The sequence below is a fragment of the Aestuariirhabdus haliotis genome (assembly GCF_023509475.1).
Lineage (GTDB): Bacteria > Pseudomonadota > Gammaproteobacteria > Pseudomonadales > Aestuariirhabdaceae > Aestuariirhabdus > Aestuariirhabdus haliotis.
Window position 1 is genome coordinate 1 of the sequence record NZ_JAKSDZ010000056.1, and the last position, 18,317, is coordinate 18,317.

Below are 18,317 nucleotides of genomic sequence, written 5' to 3' on the forward strand. Positions count from 1 at the left end.
TGCGGATCCTAAAATGGTTTTTATCAAGGCGAAGCTCGCCGTTCATGTCGAGACCTGAACAAGGGCTTCAACACCGAGAGAAACCATTTTAGGACTGCCCTACGAGGCTTTCAGGCGAACCCAGACTCTTTGTTACGCCTTTTTGAAAGGTCTGGACCTTACTGCAAAGACGTGCCGCGATTCTAGATTCGCCTGAAAGCCAGAGTTCATCTGAATTAATCAGAGGTGCCCTAGTCTTTGGCCAATAAGTCGACCAGCTCCGGTACAACCCCTTCGCTACTGAGTTCTAATCCGGCGGCGTAGGTGTCTCGTACCGTGCGAGCAATTTTGTCGGTCAGGGAACCTTGCCGGGTCATCCGGGTGTAGTAGTCGAGGTCTTTGGCGGCATTGGCCAGGGAAAAACGGAAAGGGCTGCTGTCTCCCTGCTCGATAAAGGGGCGTAAACGCTCGAAAACAACCCCGGCTCCGCCCCCTTTGCCCAATACGTCCAACAACACCTCGCTATCGATACCCGCCTGGGTGGCGCCCGCGGCCGCTTCGGCGAGCACGGCAGAAAAACCCAGGGAAACGAAGTTATGCACCAGCTTGAGTCGGTGTCCGGCGCCAACAGGGCCGGCATGAGTGATGTTCTCGGCGAAGGTTTCCAGCAGCGGCCGCACCAGATCCAGTAGCTCGGTATCACCACCGACAATCAGGTTCAATCGACCTTCGGCGGCTTCCCTGGGGGTTCGTGTCATGGGTGCATCAAGAAATTTGATGCCACGTTCAGCCAGTTTGCGCGCGACCATAACACTGGTGTCGGGAAGCGAGGTGGAGCAATCGATGACGATCGCGCCGGGGTGGAGTCCATCGGCGATGCCCTGACTATCAAATAGCACCGTATCGACATCGGCCGCGCCGGTCACACACAGGATAACAATATCCGCCTGCTGACCCAGCTGCAGGCGGCGGGTAAAAACCGTCGCTCCCTTCTTGACCAGATGATGTGTAGGGCGATTACTCTGGCGTTGCAGGAACCCGAGGGGATAGCCGGCCTTGAGAATATTGCTGGCGATACCGATGCCCATGTTACCCACGCCGGCCATTGCGATACGTTTGTTTTCAATCATGAGACACCCTCGTCCGTGGTGGGATCTTTAGTTTACTCCTTGGGGTGCCCCAGGCAATCGACGTTCGTTGTCTTACCTCAAGGAAACGCCATTCAGTTAATCGATGGGGAGTCGAGATATTGAGGTATAATGCGCACCCCTTATGTCTGCTGCCCTGATATGTCTACTGCCCCCGATTATTACATTGCACCTCCCTGCCTCGAGCCTTTGCAAATCCTGCGGCAAGAGGAGGGTTTTTGGCTGATTGATAAGCCATCGGGGTTGCTATCGGTGCCGGGGCGGGCACCGGAGAATCAGGATTCGGTGATTACCCGGTTACAGCAACAAGGGGGCGACGCCTGGGCTGTGCATCGGCTCGATATGGATACTTCCGGGTTGCTGGTGGTGGCGCGCAACAAAACCAGTCTGAGTGCTTTGAGCCGGCAATTTCAACAGCGTACGGTGGCGAAGCACTATCGCGCGATGGTGTTCGGTGTACCGGTTGAGGACGAAGGCTGTGTCGAGCTTCCACTGATCTGTGACTGGCCCAACCGGCCACGGCAGAAAGTCGACTATGATCAGGGCAAGCCGAGCCTTACCCGATGGCGAGTGCTGGAGCGCCACGAGGACAAGGGGTGCTCGTTGCTTGAACTTTATCCGATCACCGGTCGTTCCCATCAATTGCGGGTTCATCTGGCCGAAATTGGACACCCAATACTGGGGTGCCGGTTCTATGGTCATGCCGACTCAATTGCGGCAGCGCCACGGCTGATGTTACACGCCTGGCAACTAGCCTTTGATCATCCGGAGGTGAATGAGCGCGTAGAAGGGACCTCAAACTTCGATTTTGAGTCATTACTGAACTGCTAACAGGCCGATAGGGCTTCCCTTTTGGCTCGGTTCGTGGACAATGGCGCCTCATTTTTACCTCCGCCATCTTCAGTTACCCCGTATTCATTATCACCGCAAAGGAAATACCATCATGAGTGCTGATCAGACTGTCAAACACACCGCCTTCGAGGATGTTCAGGCGTTGGTGACGGCCACGGCCCTGGTGTCGATGGGGGTCTTTTTACTGAATTACGCCGGATTGTTGGCTGGCGGCACCACCGGCTTGGCCTTGCTGCTGACCCAGCTGACCGGTTACTCCTTCGGTGTATTATTTGTGGGGCTTAACCTGCCGTTCTTTTATCTGGCGCTCAAACAGATGGGGTGGCGTTTTACCCTCAAAACCTTCACCTCAATCATTATGGTGGCTCTGGCAACTGAATTTCTCGATCGAGTGATCAGCATTGATTCGGCCAATGAGTTATTTTGTGGTGTGATGGGCGGTCTTATGATCGGTTGTGGTTTGTTGATACTGTTTCGTCACAAAGCCAGCCTTGGAGGCTTTAATATTCTCTCACTCTACGTGCAGAAACGGTATGGCATCAGCGCCGGAAAATTTCAGATGGGTCTCGACTGCGGCATCGTCATCGCTTCGTTTTTTGTGGTCACGCCCTGGATACTCCTGGTCTCTGTCATCGGAGCCGTGGCGGTTAATCTGGCGATTGCGGTGAACCATAAGCCAGGGCGTTATATGAACACCTGAGACTTGAGTGACTCGTATCCGGCGGGGTTGGCAATGGTCGGTTATTCGGGCTGTTCAAAACAACAGGCAATAAAAAAGCCGCACGGATAACCGGGCGGCTTTTTTATTAATGGCGCGAATTAAAGGTGTTCAATACGGGCTTCAAGTTCGGCAATTTTGTTCGAAACCACACGTTCCAGATGCTTCAGCTCTTTCAGAACTTCTTTCTTGGCGTCTTTGGCTCGGTGCTCTTGCTGGGTGATTTTGTCCAGTTCGGCAACGACTTCGCGAAGCGCAGGTGATATCTCGGTCACGTTGCGGAAAGTATGAGTGCCACTATCGACCATCACGGTTTTCTTCTGGCGAGGGAATTTAAACTTTTCGCTCTTGGCAAAAAGGTCGCCCTTTTGCTTGTGATAGTAGACTTTCAGAATGTCATATTCAGCTTCGGATCTCAGGCTATAACGCTCGATCTGGTCGTAGTGCTTAATGCCCATGCTTTTTAAGTGTTCGTACATAGCGGTGCTTCCTTAACGTGGGCCAGATGGCGTGTCTAAAACGTCGCTGGCGGCTATTGATTGGATCGATACTAGTGTGACAAAAATCAACCAATTGTGGGATACGCATTTGTACCCATGTCCGTGCTAAAAACCCGCAAAAACGGCTGCACTTCTCAGTGCAACCGTGCGCCTTTTCACGTTTTTGGTTGGTGATTAGTCCTTGATGATCATCAAATTGGTTTTGCAATGCTCGGCAACCTTGGCGGCTACTGAACCCAGGAAGAATTTATCCAACTTGCGGCTGTCGTGGTTAGCCATTACCACCAGATCGATGGAGCGTTTCTCGACTTCCTTAAGGATTCTTTTATAAGCCGTACCATCAGAAACCGAGAAGGTGCACTCTATCTCTTTAGGGATCTGTTGGTCGGCAAATTCTTGTAGACGGTTTTTGACTTCGTTGTGCGCCTTGGTGAGGATGTCTCTCGGTAGGTAAGAGGTCACCATGGGCATGCTATAGCCCGGTATAACCGTTAATAAATGCAGTGACGCCTGACAGGCTCTGGCTTGAAAAATTGCCGCGTCGAGCGCTTTTTGCGAAGGCTGGTCATTACTCAGGTCGACCGGTAACAGAATTTTAGTAAACATGCTCTTTCTCCGGGCCTTAGGCGTGTTGCAATGCAGATTGTTGCTTGTTGTAGCGACGACGCTGACTCAGGAATACTCCAGCCAGCAACAGTAATGCCGGGATAAACATTAACTGTTTGGGGGGACGCTCATTCGGGGTTTGGATCTCGGTGATTTGCCAATCAAAGTCGAGGCCGCTCTTGTTTGCCGGGCCACCAAAATCAACGGCGTCAATGGTCACGCTGTCACCTTCAATCAGCAGTTCCATGCCTGTGTGAGCAATACGTTCTTCGCCACTGGCTTTGGGGCCGAGGGGCAACATGACGATTTTCTCTATCTGCTTGCCATCGAGGTTTTCGCCGCTGACCCGTAAACGTATGTCGGCTTCTTCGGGCAGCTGCTCGGCGATCTCGACGATCTGGTGGGCGGGTTTGGAAGCCAGCTCCGGGTAAGGGAACTCCCACCAGAATCCCGGGCGGAACAGGGTGAAGGCAATCAGTAACAGGGGCACAACTTCGTACCAGCGGGTGCGAACAAACCAGAAGCCCTGGGTGGCAATCGCGAACACCAGCATGGCTGCCAGAGCGCTGACGACGGTTAACACCAGTTCAAATATTGTGTGCACACCAATCAGCAGTAGTTGGGTATTAAAGATAAACATAAAGGGCAAAATGGCAGTACGAATATCGTAGATAAAACCCTGGATACCGGTGCGTATGGGATCACTTTGGGCGATCGCTGCAGCAGCAAAAGCCGCGAGACCTACCGGGGGAGTATCATCGGCGAGTATGCCGAAATAGAACACAAACAGATGGACGGCGATCAGCGGTACGATCAGCCCGTTTTGTGCGCCCAGGGCAACAATCACCGGTGCCATCAGGGTTGATACCACGATGTAGTTAGCCGTGGTGGGTAATCCCATGCCCAGGATCAAGCTGATAATCGCGGTGAAAATCAGCATTAGCATGACGCTACCGCCGGAAATAAACTCCACAAATTCGGTCATCACCAGACCCACGCCAGTCAGGGTGACAGCGCCTACGACGATACCGGCAGCGGCGGTCGCTACCCCGATACCAATCATATTGCGAGCACCGCTGGCCATGCCTTGCACCAGGTCATGGAAACCGTTGGTGACGGCTTGGGTTATCTGGCCTTCGTGACGGAAAAGGGCCAGTAACGGGCGGTGGGATACGACGATAAAGATCATAAAGATCGTCGCCCAGAAGGCCGACAGGCCGGGTGAGAAGCGCTCGACAGTCAGGCACCATACCAGCACAACGATGGGCAGCAGGAAGTAAAGACCACTTTTTACGGTGGGGCCAACCGGGGGCATTTCCAGGGTTTCCGATTTCGGATCATCGGCCTTGAGTTCTGGAACGGTGGCTGCGTAACGAACCAGTCCGATATAGGCCAGCAGAACCGCGAAGCCCAACACATAGGTGGCCGTTGAGCCGAACATGTCCTTGGTCCAGCCAATACCGTAGTAGACGATACCGGTTAGCACGCACAGGCCAAAGATGGTGCCGAAAAAGTTCATCAGCGATTGCGCCAGGGTTGGCTTGAAAGGACGAGGCAGTCCCTGCATACCCGCTTTTACGGCTTCAAGGTGAACAATATAGAACAGGGCAACATAGGAGATACCCGCCGGCAGGATGGCGTGCTTGATCACCTCGATATAGGAGATACCCACGTATTCCACCATCAGAAAGGCGGCAGCGCCCATGATGGGAGGGGTTAGCTGGCCATTGGTCGAGGCCGCCACCTCTATCGCGCCGGCTTTGGTGGCCGGGAAACCGACCCGCTTCATCAGGGGGATAGTAAAGGTACCGGTGGTTACTACGTTGGCGATGGAGGAACCGGAAATAATTCCGCTTAGGCCGGATGAGACCACCGCAGCTTTGGCGGGGCCGCCACGGTAATGACCCAATAATGAGAAGGCTACCTGAATGAAATAGTTACCCGCACCGGCACGATCCAGCAGGGCACCAAAGAGCACAAACAGAAACACAAAGTTGGTGGATACCCCAAGGGCAACACCAAAGACCCCTTCGGTGGTCAGCCAGAAATGCGACATGCCTTTGGCGAAACTGGCGCCTTTGTGGGCGATAACATCCGGCATGTAAGCACCGGCAAAGGTGTAAATAAGAAAGATAGTGGCCACGACCATCAGTGGTGGGCCGAGCGCACGCCGAGTGGCTTCCAGCAACAACACCATGCCGGCGGCAGCAACCCAGAGGTCGAGCTGGGTAGGTGCGCCAGAGCGATTCGCCAGCTCGGTATAGAAAAGGTACAGATAGGAGGCGCAGAAACAGCCGACCAGGGCAAACAGCCAATCCTGCCAGGGAATATAGTCACGAGGTGAACTGGTCAGGGCAGGGTAGGCGGTATAGGAGAGGAATATTGCGAATGCCAGATGGACCGCACGGGCTTCGGTATCGTTGAAAACACCAAAGCGAAAAATAAAAGGAAGGGGCGAGCTGTACCAGAGTTGAAACAGTGACCAGAGAATGGGTACCAGTAACAGCATGGCGCCGGGTAAGCCTTTCGGCATACGCGATCCGCTGTCGGACTCTGCGATCATCTGTTGTAGATCATCGTCGGTAGTTGTCGCTTCCTTTGAGGCGGTCATAGCATGGAATCCCTTCAATGGCTTTTGTTATTGGGTGTTAAATACGAGTCTGTAAAAGGCAAAAAGCGGGACAGAAATCTGCCCCGCTCAGAGTGGTCAGGGATGATGGTTACATTCCCAAACCGGCTTCCTTGTAGTAACGGCTGGCGCCATCGTGCAAAGGAGCCGAGAGACCATCTTTGATCATCTCTTCTTTCTTCAGGTGAGCAAACGCCTGATGCAGCTTTTTGAAGTCTTCAAAGTTTTCAAAGACCGCTTTGACAACCTGGTAAACCACGTCAGCATTGGTGTTGGTAGAGCTGACAAAGGTCGCGCCGACACCAAAGGTCATCACGTCTTCCGGGTTGCCGCTGTACATGCCGCCAGGAATGGTGGCTTTACGATAGTAATCGTTATCCATCACCAGTTTGTCGACTTCAGCGCCGGTCACAGGAACCAGTACGGTATCGCAACTGGTAGTGGCTTCTTTAATAGATCCGCTCGGATGGCCTACGGTAAAGACGATAGCGTCAACCTTGTTATCACACAGGGCTTTGGCCTGTTCTGCAGACTTCAGTTCGGAGGCGTACGCGAAATCTTTCTGGGTCCAGCCTTTGGCATTCATCAGCACTTCCATGGTACCGCGCTGGCCAGAGCCTGGGTTACCAATGTTGACGCGCTTGCCCTTGAGGTCATCAAAACCTTTGATGCCGGAATCGCGACGGGCCACAACGGTGAAAGGCTCGGCGTGGACGGAGAATACCGCGCGCAGGTCTTTGTTGGCGCCCTGATCCTTGAACTTGCTGGTGCCGTTGTAAGCGTGATACTGCCAATCAGATTGAGCCACACCCATATCGAGCTCGCCGGCACGGATGGTATTGAGGTTATAGATAGAACCACCAGTACTCTCTACGGAGCAGCGAATACCGTGCTCTTTACGCTTCTTGTTCACCAGACGACAGATCGCGCCACCAGTAGGGTAGTAAACACCGGTTACGCCACCGGTGCCGATGGTAATAAATTGCTGTTCGGCCAGTGCTGGCGTGCTGGTCAGTGTCGCGACGCCGAGTCCCAGGGCGGCCAGACCGTAGGTGCATTTTCTGAATAGTGACATAGTTGCCTCGTTCCTTTTTTTCAGTGTTGTGGTTGTTCTTGTGGGATCCTTGAGCGCGCCAACTTTGGTACAGCTAAGCTGGTGTCGCTAAAAATAACGCTTTGGCCTCGGGCCAAATCACATCTTCCACTATAGTCCATTCTTTTGCTCAAGCGATAGCCTGTTGTGCCATTGATACCAACCCGGTTTAACGGCCACAACAGCGTTTGAATTTTTTCCCGCTGCCGCAAGGGCAAGGGCTGTTCCTCCCCGGGGCAGAAACCCGGGCAGAGGGATCAATAAAAACCCACGTATTGTGTTCACGAATGAACTCGGATTTCTCATGGTGGCAATGGGTGTTCTGGTCGCCCTTGAGCTGATACCAGGCTTTGAATTCCACGCTACCGGAGTTTGAATGTTCGTCTCCGCTTTCAGTGCTTAAAATCTCCAGGCCTTGCCAGCTGGTGCGTGCAAGCCAGTCCTGAAGAGAGCGACGGTCCAGATTTGGTCGTTGGCTCGCCTGGGTGGTGGCTAACAGGTAATCAATGTTGCCCAGACTGAAAGCGCAATAGCGTGAGCGCATCAGCTGTTCGGCCCGGGTTGCTTTTTGTTCACCTCGATGCAGGGGCTGGCAGCAAACCTGATAGTTTTTGCCGCTGTTACAGGGGCACGGCTCGGTGTTGTTAATCGGTGTCATATTAGACAAATGGATAACCCTATGATGATCACGAGTTTCCTTCATGTTTCACAAGGTGTCGCATTTTACAAAAGAGACGTCTTGTACACAAAGGTTTCATCGGTTGTGATTCACAGTGTAGACCGATGCTGTCCCCTCTATCGGCCATGCAGTAGAATGGGCGCCTTCTTTTTATGCGTGTTCGGAGTTTTCATGCTTGCCGTGTATTTGCCTGTTGTCCGTGATCGCCGGATCGAATCTTGATGTTAAACGATGAGTTGAAAACCAGCATTCAGCAGGCCTATCGGCAGTTTCTTGAAAACAAGGAATTGAAGCCGCGTTACGGTCAAAAGTTGATGATTGCCGAAATTGCCCGAACCCTGGGTGCTATCGAATGCGACGATGAGGGTAAACGACAGTCGGATCCGGCGGTGGCCGTGGTGGAAGCGGGTACCGGTACCGGTAAAACCGTGGCCTATGCCCTGGCATCGATCCCCGTGGCCCAGGCCGCTGATAAACGCTTGATCATCTCTACCGCCACGGTGGCCCTGCAAGAACAGATCGTGTTCAAGGATCTGCCGGATATTCGACACAAGAGTGGCCTCTCCTTCACTTTTACCCTGGCCAAGGGGCGAGGGCGTTATGTGTGCCTGAGCAAACTCGATCAGCTACTGCAAAGCGGGCAGGAAAACGTGGCCACCATGGAGCTCTTTGCCCAGGAAGGTTTTAGCATTGATGTCGATGAGGGGGCGGTCAAACTGTACCAGGGCATGATCGATGAGCTGGCCACCAACCGCTGGGATGGCGACCGGGATAACTGGAAGGGCGAGCTCGATGACCAGCTATGGCGCACCGTCACCACCGATCATGGCCAGTGCAGCGGACGTCGCTGTACCAATTTTGGCCAGTGCGCTTTTTATAAGGCCCGTGAAGAACTGACCCGGGCCGATGTGGTGGTGGCTAATCACGACCTGGTCTTGGCGGATCTGGCTTTGGGCGGAGGAGCCATTCTCAGCGCACCCGCCGACAGCATCTATATCTTCGATGAGGGTCATCACTTACCCGATAAGGCGATCAATCATTTTGCCCACCATGGCCGGCTACGGGGTACGGAGAACTGGCTGGAACAAAGCACTAAGCAAATTCGTAAACTGGTCGCCCAGCAAGCTTTGCCGGGTGATCTGGGACGTTGGCTGGAACAGTTGCCCGATCGGTTGCAGGCCACTCTGGAGAGCCAGCAGCAGATGTTCGCGGTGGTAGAGTCCGCAAGCCAGTTCCCCAACCCCGACAGCTACCGGCCTAGCTTTCGTTTTGCCAATGGTATTGTGCCCGAGCCCATGCGGGAGTTGGCGGGTCATTTGAAAGCGCATTATTCAGGTATCTGCGAGCTGTTAACGCGACTCTGCGATGAACTCAAGGAGGCCATGGACGGTAAAGTCGATGGGGTGGATGTGATCGACGCCGAGGCCTGGTATCCGCTGCTGGGAGCCATGCTGTCCCGGGCCGATGCCGGGTTTGGTTTGTGGCAACTGTATTCCATTCAGGATCCTGAAGGCGAGCCGCCCATTGCCCGCTGGGTCTGGTTGCTCGAACAGGAGGGTAACTTCGATCTGGAGGTGGCCTGCAGTCCCATATTGGCGGCGCGAACCCTGAGGCAAAATCTCTGGAACAGCTGTTATGGCGCGGTGGTGACCTCCGCAACCCTGACCGCTTTGGGGCGTTTCGACCGCTTGAAAATGCGTGCCGGGATTCCGGACAGTGCCAATTGCGCGGTGGTGCCCAGCCCCTTTTATCATGAGGATGCAGCGAGCTTACGCATTCCGGCGCTCAACGCGGACCCTAAATCCCCCGACCAACACACCGAGGCGATCATCGATTGTCTGCCGGCGCTACTGGAGGAGCAGTCGGGCGCACTGGTACTGTTTTCTTCGCGCCGCCAGATGCAGGACGTTTTTGCCGGCATAGGCCGGCAATGGCAGCAACGGATTTTGATGCAAGGAGATCGTTCGAAGCAGGAGCTGATCAGCCAGCACCGCAAGCGTATCGATGATGACAAAACCAGTGTCATCTTTGGTTTGGCCAGCTTTGCTGAAGGGGTCGATCTGCCTGGCGCCTACTGCGAGCAGGTGATCATTGCCAAGATCCCTTTCGCGGTACCGGATGATCCGGTAGAGGCAGCGTTGGGGGAATGGATTGAATCCCGGGGGGGTAACCCCTTTATGGAGATCAGTGTGCCGGATGCGTCCGTTCGTCTGGTGCAAGCCTGCGGGCGGTTGCTGAGAACCGAATCGGATCGAGGCTCCATTACTATTCTGGATCGGCGACTGGTCAGCGCCCGATATGGGCGCGCACTGCTCGATGCCTTACCGCCTTTCCAGCGTCGTATCGATTAGTACAGGCTGGGGCTCATTTTGAATTAACTTGCTGACCAATAAATAAACGCAGTACAACACTGCCAATAATAAGAACTTTCAGGTAGGAGAACAGGTATGCAAGCTATCCCGATTCGGGGTTATTTCGATCTCAAATTCGAGCCGTTGCGTGAAGCCTTCGCGGAGCTTTTTGTCGAAGGCGAAGAGCTGGGGGCGGCCCTGAGTGTGAGCCTCGGGGGTGAAACGGTAGTCGATCTCTGGGCCGGCCATGTTGATAAAGAGCAGACAGAAAGCTGGCAACAGGACAGCCTGGTAAACCTCTTTTCCTGCACCAAGGGCATCGCCAGTGCCGCTATTCTGATGCTGGTGGAGCGTGGCAAATTGTCACTGGAGGCTCCCGTTGCCCAGTATTGGCCAGAATTTGGCTGCAAGGGTAAGGAGGCTATTCGGGTCGAGCAGCTGTTGTGTCACAGCGCGGGCCTGTCAGCTATTCATCCTGATGTCGGCGATGAAGAGCTGTTCGATTGGCACTGCATGGTGAACTACGTTGAGCAGGAATCCCCCTGGTGGGAGCCCGGCAGTCGCCATGGTTATTCGCCAGTCGTGTTTGGCTGGACTATCGGCGAGCTGTTTCGCCGGGTGGCGGGAGAAACTCTGGGGCAATTTGTGCAGCGGGAACTGATGCAACCTCTGGAGCAAGAGCTGTACATTGGCCTGCCCGAACACTGTGATTCGAGAGTTGCGCGCATGTCACGAGGCTCCATCACGGAAATTCCTGATACGGCAGTGATGCGAGAGATCATGAGCAACCCCAAGGGCGTCACCGCTCGGGCGTTTACCAACCCGATGTCGGTGATGAACTCCACCAACAAACCCGAGTGGCGTCGAATGGAGCTTTGCTCGGCGAATGGCCATGGTACCGCCCGTAGCCTGGCTGTGTTTTACGATATGTTGGCCAACGGTGGGCGTTATCGTTCGCACCAACTGTTGGATGCCGGGTTGATCGAACAGTCGCGACAGCAGCAGGTGTCTGGTGAGGACGAGGTGTTAAGGTGCTCAACCCGGTTTGGTTTGGGGTATCTGCTGCACCAGAACGAACATCTGGCCAGGCTAGGGGGAGAAGGTAACTTCGGTCATCAGGGTGCCAGCGGGGCGCTGGGCTTTGCCGATCCGGCTAACCAGCTGGGGTTCGGCTATGTGTGCAATCGAATGGGCAGTGCCGTGCTGGTTGATCCGCGCGCCGACCGTTTGATCGACGCGCTCTACCGCTGTTTATAGGGGGTGTTCAGCGGCTCGCCATTGAGGCCGTTTGCGGTGATGGGTTAGTCGAGGTACAGCGTTTTTAGCTGTTCAACCAGCAACTGGGCTTTTTCCAGCTGAAGAGGGTTCAACTCGGCTGCCACCTGCTGTTGAGCGGTCTGGGCCTGTTGCTGAACCGGGGAGGCTTGCTCGCCACTGAGGGTCAGCCAGAGATAGGCGCTGATCAGATTACGGTCGGCGCCGCGGCCATTAAAATAGGCTTGGCCAATATAGTACTGACCGAGAGGGTTCTGCACTTGCGCGGAGTCTTTATAGAGGGCGAAGGCCTGCTCCAGATCCTTCTCTACACCATTCCCGGTCTCGTAGGCCTGGCCCAACAATGCCTTGGCACTGGCATCCCCGGCATCGGATGCTTTTTTCAGTTCGGCGATCGCCTGGGTGGTCTTGCCAGCGTTGAACAGGGCCTGGGTATCAGTGTAGAGATCGGCTTGGACTACTGAACTGAGGGCCAGTAATAGACTGGAAAGTAAGGCTGGTAATCTGGTCATGGAGATCCGCTTCCGTCATGAGTTGTTCGGCTGCGGCGCATTATAGAGGATTCGCTGGGCAATCCCAATGCGACGTTTTGTCCAATGTTTACAAAGTGTCACGGCGTGGAAGCAGATTCGTAGCCGTCGAACCGTTATAATCGCGATCCCTAATCGGCGGGTGTTAACACGCCTGCTCTGTTGTAAGCCAAGAGTATGAGTCAGTTCATTGATGGATACCTACAAGGATATAAGGCCCTATCGGGATCATGAAGTACGAGAGGTATTGGATCGCCTGCTGCAGGATGATGCCTTTATCGCTACCCTGAGTCGATTTCGTTTTCCCCGATTAAGTCGCTGGTTTTCGGTGGTCTTGCACCCCCTGGTGCGCACTATTTTGAAGCGTGAATTGGCCGGAGTCATCGATGTACACAGCCTGCAGGAAAAGGTGGAAAGCTACGTCGACCGTACGATCCGTAAAACCACCACCTCGGTCAGCTACGAAGGGCTCGACCGGTTGCAATCCGACCGGCCCTACCTGTTTATGGCGAATCATCGCGATATTGTTATGGATCCCACCTTCGTCAATTTTGCGGTGTACCACCAGGGTTTGAAGACGCCCCATATCGCCATCGGGGACAACCTGCTGAAACAGCCTTTTGTCAGCGACCTGATGCGCCTCAACAAGAGCTTTATCGTTAATCGTTCCGCCCAGGGCCGGCGTGAAAAGCTGGCGGCCTTCCAGCAACTGTCCGGCTATATCAACCATACGATTGCTGACGGTGATTCCATCTGGATTGCCCAGCGGGAAGGGCGCGCCAAGGACGGTAATGACCAGACCGACAGCGCGATCATCAAGATGCTGACCATCAGTCAAAAGGGCCAGCCCTTTAATGAGGTGATTGAACGTTTGCATATTGTGCCGGTGTCGATCTCCTACGAATTTGACCCCTGCGATGGTTTAAAAGCCAAAGAGCTGTACGAAACCGAGCAGCATGGCAGCTATAGCAAGGAAGAGGGCGAAGACGACCGTAGTATTGTGGCGGGAATTGTTGGCTTCAAGGGACGTGTGCACCTGGCCTTTGGTGAACCCCTGGGCGCTGAATATGAAGATGCCAAGCAGGTGGCTGCCGAGGTGGATCGTCACATGTGGCAGTCGTATCGTTTGTTCCCCATTAATTATCTGGCGTTTAAATATCTGCAGGCCGATTATGAGGATCTGGCACAGGTTGAGCTAACCGCGGCCCAGCTGGGTAGCAAGGCCGAGCAAGCCGATTTTGAAGAGCGCCTGAGACTCTGTCCGGTCGAGCACCGTGATTGGTGGTTGAAAATGTACGCCGCGCCGGTGGTCAATCGATTGCGCTCGACACAAGCGAATTAACGCCGAGCGGAGTTCGAATCCCCTCGCTGGCGTTTTTGCCGCAACAGCTCATTGTCGGCTTCTTTCAACAGGGCCTTAACGCTGCTGGCTTGTTCGGCTGAGGGTGCGCTGATGCCGCAGCTCAGGCGGATGGGTACCAGTTTGCGGTTCATCAATAACGGGTTGGCCTCAAAATAGTCCTCTATACGCTGACGCACATGACGTGCGTCATATCGGCTCTGGTTGGCCAACACCACGACAAACTCATCCCCGGCAAAACGAAAAACCCGGTCATTGGCACGCACCAACTGGGTTAAACCCTGGGCCACATGCACCAACACGGCGTCGCCAAAATCGTGCCCATACTGATCGTTAATCTGTTTGAAACGATCGCAATCGATAAACAACACCGCCATGGATGCCTGGTAGCGTTCGCAGCGTTCCAGTTCATGCTGCAGGTGGATCTCCATCTCCCGTCGGTTGAGCAGTCCGGTCAGAGGATCGCGGGTGGCCAGGTATTCGAGCCGCTCCCGTGAAATCACGTTGGACAGACAGATGGATGCCTTGACCGATAATTGTTCCAGGTGAAAGGTACCGAGCTCCGGGTGGTAACGCTCACTGTCACTGTCTCCGAGCATGATGGCCCCAACCAGCTGCTGGTCCAGAATTAACGGAATAACTGCCAGTGATCGTATTTCACCAAAGTAATGAGCAGGTATCAGGTGGCTGAGCTCATCCAGGGTGTTACTGAGCAGAGGTCGGTTGCCCTGGTTGGAAAGGCTGATCAGTTCGCTGCTGTCGAGGCTGTGCAGATGATGCTGCAGCCAATAGGAGTCGCGAAATTTCTCATTCAGATTAGGAATCGGATTGTCGGTTAACAGGGTCAGCCAGACGTACGGAATATCAAAGCCGGATTTGATCCGTTTTACCAGTTTTTCAAACAGATCATCGCTGTGATCGCTGGATAGAATGGATACTTCGATATCAAATAGCTTGCGGGCAATCTCTTCGTTCGCTTTCAGGGTTTCTATAAGAGATTGAATATCGCTCACTGTTCAGGGCCCTGTCAGGATTCCTTCGTGCGTTGCTGTTCGTAATCGGTGGCCAGCTGGTTGAAATGCGCTTCAAAGGCGTCGCGTTTGAGGCGCCGAGCAATGACGTTAGCATATTCGGTTTCTAGAAACTGAAGTTTTTCCTCGTCGTCCTCACACAGGGAACGCAGGAAATCCCGTTCGGCCCAACGTTTGATCAGTCGGTAAAGGTAAAAATGGAACAGTAGGGCGCTTAACGTCGACACTACTATAATTACGTATACCATAATCCGGTGCTTATCCTCATACTGGTAGTATTCTAGTGCCGAGTATACTGCACAGCAGGATCTGCGGGCGAGACAGGGATTACTATTCTTTTGGAGGTTTGTGATGAAACGAAATTATATGCTGGTGGCATTTTTGAGCCTGTTTGTGTTGAGCGGTTGTGTCTCCAACCTGTCCGGAACCAGCTATTCCCGCGATGAAGCCCGTCAGGTTCAACAGGTCAAGCTAGGCGTCGTGCTGGACGTGCAGCTGGTGCAGATCGAAGGTACCAAGTCAGGTATAGGCGCGATCGCCGGTGGTGCCGCCGGTGGTATTGCAGGCTCAACCATTGGCTCTGGCAAAGGCAGCGACATTGCCGCAATCGCCGGGGCTGTGGCCGGTGGTCTGCTCGGTGGTCAGGCGGAAGAGGCCTACACTCGGGAGCAAGGCGTCCAGTTGACGATTGAACTGAGCGATGGCACCTATATCTCCGTAGTGCAGCAAGCCGATCCCAATGTGCAGTTTTACAAGGGCGACTCGGTCAAAGTGCTGACTGCCAATGGGGTGTCACGGGTGATCCAGTGATCTGAGCGACATTGGTCTGGCAGCCTGCAGCAAGGCTGCCGACAGATTTGCCACTCTAAAGCCATGATCCCGTCGGGTCGTGGCTTTTCTTTTGGTCCGGGGTGGAAATTATTATACTGCCGGCCTGAAAGTTTTTGGCCCCAGGCCCTGTCCCTATTGACCATGAATGATAAACAGAACCTCTTTAACTCCCTGGTGGAGGCCTATCAAAAGCCTCTGTATCGCTACGGTTACTGGCTTTGCGGTGATCGCACCATAGCCGAAGATCTGGTGCAGGAAACTTTTTTACGGGCCTGGCGGGCGTTGGATTCCCTGCAAAGCATGGGGGCGGCCAAGTCCTGGTTGATCACAATATTGCGCCGCGAGAACGCCCGTCGTTTTCAACGCAAGTCCCTGGATTACAGCGATCTGCCGATGGAGTCTCTGGTAGATGAGCGTTCTTCAGAAGGCTTTTCTGCTGAGCTGGAAAGCCTGCGGGTCGGAATTGCCAATCTGGAAGAGATGTACCGTGAACCCCTGTTGATGCAGATGGTGATGGGTTTTACCCAGGAGGAGATCTCGGAGCAGATGGAGATTCCGGCCAATACGGTGGCCACCCGGTTGAGACGTGCGCGTCTGCAACTGCGTGACCTGTTGATGGATGAGGAAGAGGAAATGGGAGGGGCGACTCAATGAATTGCATGGAATTTCGTCGGATCTCTCTTGAAGATCCCCAACATATGGGTGATGAAGCGGATCAGCATCTTGAACAGTGTACTGCTTGTCATACCTATTATCGCGGCTTGCTGCAGCAGGAACGCCTGCTGGAAAAAGCCTTTGCGATCGAGGTCCCCGATGACCTGGCGGCGCGAGTGACGCTGCGCCAACGGCTTGAGGAGCAGGGAGACAGCGCCGTCACCATGCTTCCCACCAGGGATAATGTGGTAGCGCCGGTTAAGTGGCGTAAATGGGCCACGGGCTTTGCTCTGGCCGCCTCGATTGTTGCCGTAACCCTGGGTATTAATCTTCGCACCCAGGGTAACCCCGCCCAGATTGCCCAGATGCTGGTCGATCATGTCGAGCATGAAGCCTATACCCTGCAATTACAGGATGCGGTAACCCAGGGGCGACTCGCCTACACCTTGAACAATGTCGACATTGAGACTCTGGCTCATCTTGGCGGAGTAACCTTTGCCGGCAACTGCCTGATCGAGGGCCAGCTCGCAGCGCACCTGGTCGTGCAAACGGAATCCGGCCCGGTGACCATCCTGATGATGCCCAACAGCGAGCTGCGGCCCTTTGACTACTCCAGCGCCGATGCCACTCGGGTGCAGACCGTCGCGTTGGAAAGAGGCTCACTGGCCTTGATTGGCCCCGAAGCCGTCGATCTGGATCGTGTTCGCGAACGGGTGATCAGTTCGGTGCGAGTGCTGAGGATTTAGGTGCGCGCAGTGTGCCTTTGGTCGATAGGGTCGTGAGGTTGCTACCCCTATAATGCATTGCTCATTCGGCGTCATAAAAAAGCCCGCAACGCGGGCTTTTTTATGACTTAAGGGCTCTGACCTCTTGCATGCTCTTAAATAATTGGAGCCTTCGTAACGCCGATCGGCTGGGCGCGTCGACGTAGGCGAGTAAAACCAAGCACAATGAGTACGCTTAGCATCAGCGGCAGGGTTCCCACCGTCGGCACAGTAGCAGTCTCAATAGCTGCGATGGCTCTATCCCCCCACACCTGATGGACAACCCCGTTGGGGTGTACCCTGTCGTTTAGCAGGAGCGTATTCGGATCGATACCAGCGTCCAGGCAGCTGTCCCCGGGTATTGCGAAGCTTTCACGACAAGGCCCGGCGCCCGTAATGCCAAACAGGGTTCCACCGTTAATGATGTCATCAACAAGCTCATCAAACACTGCCTGGGTATTGAACTCGATAACATTGAAGCCTTCCAAACGAAGCAGCGAAATGTTGTTCGCTAGCTGGTCATTAAATAAGGTGGCGGAAAATCCAAAGACTGGGTCAAAGCCCAGAGGCAGGTTGGGCACGAAAAAATCATCGAACAGAGAACGGTTTATCGCCGCAATTGACCTGATTCCGTCGGTGACATCATCTGCTGCATCCAGCGGGTCCAGTCCCTGAAATATATCATTGCCGCCAAAAAGGACGGATACCAAGGGATTGGTACCGGGTGCGGGACCTGCCGACTTAGGTGGGTCAGCTGGGGGTGTCGGGAGGGGGGTATTAGTGGCGAGTGAGTGCTGAAAAACACCAATCTGCCCGTTAAAGGTATTCAGCGGTGGCGCCGGGTTGGCGTTGATGTCGCCCGCCGTGGCGCCGCCCAGTGCAAGATTTCCCGTGTCCAGACCGGAGCTTATAAATAGCTCTTCGATATGTTCCGCGTAAGTCGGTCCGTTGCTGAAGCGACCGTTCAGACTGGGTGCTTGCAGCACACCGGGACCAAGTTTGCCGTCATCCGTAAGGCTGTCACCAAAAGAGTAGAAGCTGGTGTAGTAATCGGTCAGCATACCAGCCGTTGCCGGACTGGAGAGCAGGGCCAGCATCATTGTTGCGCTGAAGAGTTTATTCATTCTCACCCCCAAGAGTTCTGCTTGTTTATGCCGATCCGGGTAATGTAAGCATTCGCGAAAACGATCTATGAAGTTTTGTTGTTATGGATCAGCAACCATTAAGGCACCTCTGATTAATTCAGATGAACTCTGGCTTTCAGGCGAATCCAGAATCGCGGCACGTCTTTGCAGTAAGGTCCAGACCTTTCAAAAA

The 18,317-nt window shown here is 54.1% G+C and carries 18 protein-coding genes; 8 read left to right on the plus strand and 10 right to left on the minus strand.

Going from position 1 to position 18,317, the window contains the following annotated elements; all coding sequences use genetic code 11:
• Window positions 1-230 precede the first annotated feature (230 nt).
• Window positions 231-1,109: an NAD(P)-dependent oxidoreductase gene (locus MIB40_RS17645; RefSeq protein WP_249696820.1), complete on the minus strand. Its 879-nt coding sequence runs from the start codon at window positions 1,107-1,109 to the stop codon at window positions 231-233.
• Between the two features lie 159 nt (window positions 1,110-1,268).
• Here MIB40_RS17645 and MIB40_RS17650 point away from each other — a divergent pair, with 159 nt between their 5' ends.
• Window positions 1,269-1,958 (plus strand): pseudouridine synthase, encoded by a 690-nt coding sequence (locus tag MIB40_RS17650; RefSeq protein ID WP_249696821.1) that lies wholly within the window; start codon window positions 1,269-1,271, stop codon window positions 1,956-1,958.
• A gap of 112 nt (window positions 1,959-2,070) precedes the next feature.
• Window positions 2,071-2,679 carry a YitT family protein gene (locus MIB40_RS17655; RefSeq protein WP_249696822.1) on the plus strand — a complete coding sequence of 203 codons (609 nt, stop codon included), beginning with the start codon at window positions 2,071-2,073 and terminating at the stop codon, window positions 2,677-2,679.
• 119 nt (window positions 2,680-2,798) lie between these two features.
• Here the strand turns inward: MIB40_RS17655 and MIB40_RS17660 are convergent, their stop codons facing one another.
• The 5 genes from MIB40_RS17660 to MIB40_RS17680 form a co-directional block, all read right to left on the minus strand.
• Window positions 2,799-3,176, minus strand: coding sequence for a DUF3461 family protein (locus MIB40_RS17660; protein ID WP_249696823.1), 378 nt, complete (start codon window positions 3,174-3,176; stop codon window positions 2,799-2,801).
• 195 nt (window positions 3,177-3,371) lie between these two features.
• The gene (locus MIB40_RS17665; protein ID WP_249696824.1) at window positions 3,372-3,803 is read right to left on the minus strand and encodes a universal stress protein; all 432 of its coding nucleotides are present in this window, start codon (window positions 3,801-3,803) and stop codon (window positions 3,372-3,374) included.
• A gap of 16 nt (window positions 3,804-3,819) precedes the next feature.
• Window positions 3,820-6,414, minus strand: a complete 2,595-nt coding sequence (locus tag MIB40_RS17670) for a TRAP transporter permease (protein WP_249696825.1) — start codon at window positions 6,412-6,414, stop codon at window positions 3,820-3,822.
• Between the two features lie 109 nt (window positions 6,415-6,523).
• Window positions 6,524-7,507: a TAXI family TRAP transporter solute-binding subunit gene (locus MIB40_RS17675; RefSeq protein WP_249696826.1), complete on the minus strand. Its 984-nt coding sequence runs from the start codon at window positions 7,505-7,507 to the stop codon at window positions 6,524-6,526.
• Between the two features lie 187 nt (window positions 7,508-7,694).
• Window positions 7,695-8,183 (minus strand): YchJ family protein, encoded by a 489-nt coding sequence (locus tag MIB40_RS17680; RefSeq protein WP_249696837.1) that lies wholly within the window; start codon window positions 8,181-8,183, stop codon window positions 7,695-7,697.
• A 242-nt stretch (window positions 8,184-8,425) separates the two neighbouring features.
• Between MIB40_RS17680 and dinG the strand changes: the two genes are divergently transcribed.
• Together dinG and MIB40_RS17690 are read left to right on the plus strand one after the other, a co-directional pair.
• A complete protein-coding gene (gene dinG, locus MIB40_RS17685) occupies window positions 8,426-10,555 on the plus strand; it encodes an ATP-dependent DNA helicase DinG (protein ID WP_249696827.1) in 2,130 nt (709 codons plus the stop codon).
• Between the two features lie 96 nt (window positions 10,556-10,651).
• Window positions 10,652-11,812 (plus strand): serine hydrolase domain-containing protein, encoded by a 1,161-nt coding sequence (locus MIB40_RS17690; RefSeq protein WP_249696828.1) that lies wholly within the window; start codon window positions 10,652-10,654, stop codon window positions 11,810-11,812.
• 44 nt (window positions 11,813-11,856) lie between these two features.
• Here MIB40_RS17690 and MIB40_RS17695 read toward each other — a convergent pair whose 3' ends face one another.
• Window positions 11,857-12,342: a tetratricopeptide repeat protein gene (locus MIB40_RS17695; RefSeq protein WP_249696829.1), complete on the minus strand. Its 486-nt coding sequence runs from the start codon at window positions 12,340-12,342 to the stop codon at window positions 11,857-11,859.
• Window positions 12,343-12,553: 211 nt separating this feature from the next.
• Between MIB40_RS17695 and MIB40_RS17700 the strand changes: the two genes are divergently transcribed.
• The gene (locus tag MIB40_RS17700; RefSeq protein WP_249696830.1) at window positions 12,554-13,702 is read left to right on the plus strand and encodes a 1-acyl-sn-glycerol-3-phosphate acyltransferase; all 1,149 of its coding nucleotides are present in this window, start codon (window positions 12,554-12,556) and stop codon (window positions 13,700-13,702) included.
• Here the strand turns inward: MIB40_RS17700 and MIB40_RS19785 are convergent.
• Window positions 13,699-14,733 (minus strand): GGDEF domain-containing protein, encoded by a 1,035-nt coding sequence (locus MIB40_RS19785; protein ID WP_249696831.1) that lies wholly within the window; start codon window positions 14,731-14,733, stop codon window positions 13,699-13,701. The genes MIB40_RS17700 and MIB40_RS19785 overlap by 4 nt on opposite strands.
• Before the next feature lie 14 nt (window positions 14,734-14,747).
• A complete protein-coding gene (locus tag MIB40_RS17710; RefSeq protein WP_249696832.1) occupies window positions 14,748-14,999 on the minus strand; it encodes a hypothetical protein in 252 nt (83 codons plus the stop codon).
• Window positions 15,000-15,102: 103 nt separating this feature from the next.
• Here MIB40_RS17710 and MIB40_RS17715 point away from each other — a divergent pair, with 103 nt between their 5' ends.
• From MIB40_RS17715 to MIB40_RS17725, 3 genes are all read left to right on the plus strand, one after another.
• On the plus strand, window positions 15,103-15,561 hold the full coding sequence (locus MIB40_RS17715; RefSeq protein WP_249696833.1) for an outer membrane lipoprotein: 459 nt from the start codon (window positions 15,103-15,105) through the stop codon (window positions 15,559-15,561).
• Between the two features lie 162 nt (window positions 15,562-15,723).
• Window positions 15,724-16,236, plus strand: coding sequence for a sigma-70 family RNA polymerase sigma factor (locus MIB40_RS17720; RefSeq protein ID WP_249696834.1), 513 nt, complete (start codon window positions 15,724-15,726; stop codon window positions 16,234-16,236).
• On the plus strand, window positions 16,233-16,982 hold the full coding sequence (locus MIB40_RS17725) for a DUF3379 family protein (RefSeq protein ID WP_249696835.1): 750 nt from the start codon (window positions 16,233-16,235) through the stop codon (window positions 16,980-16,982). Before MIB40_RS17720 ends, MIB40_RS17725 begins: the two co-directional genes overlap by 4 nt.
• A gap of 134 nt (window positions 16,983-17,116) precedes the next feature.
• Here MIB40_RS17725 and MIB40_RS17730 read toward each other — a convergent pair whose 3' ends face one another.
• On the minus strand, window positions 17,117-18,124 hold the full coding sequence (locus MIB40_RS17730) for an SGNH/GDSL hydrolase family protein (protein ID WP_249696836.1): 1,008 nt from the start codon (window positions 18,122-18,124) through the stop codon (window positions 17,117-17,119).
• Between the last annotated feature and the right edge of the window lie 193 nt (window positions 18,125-18,317).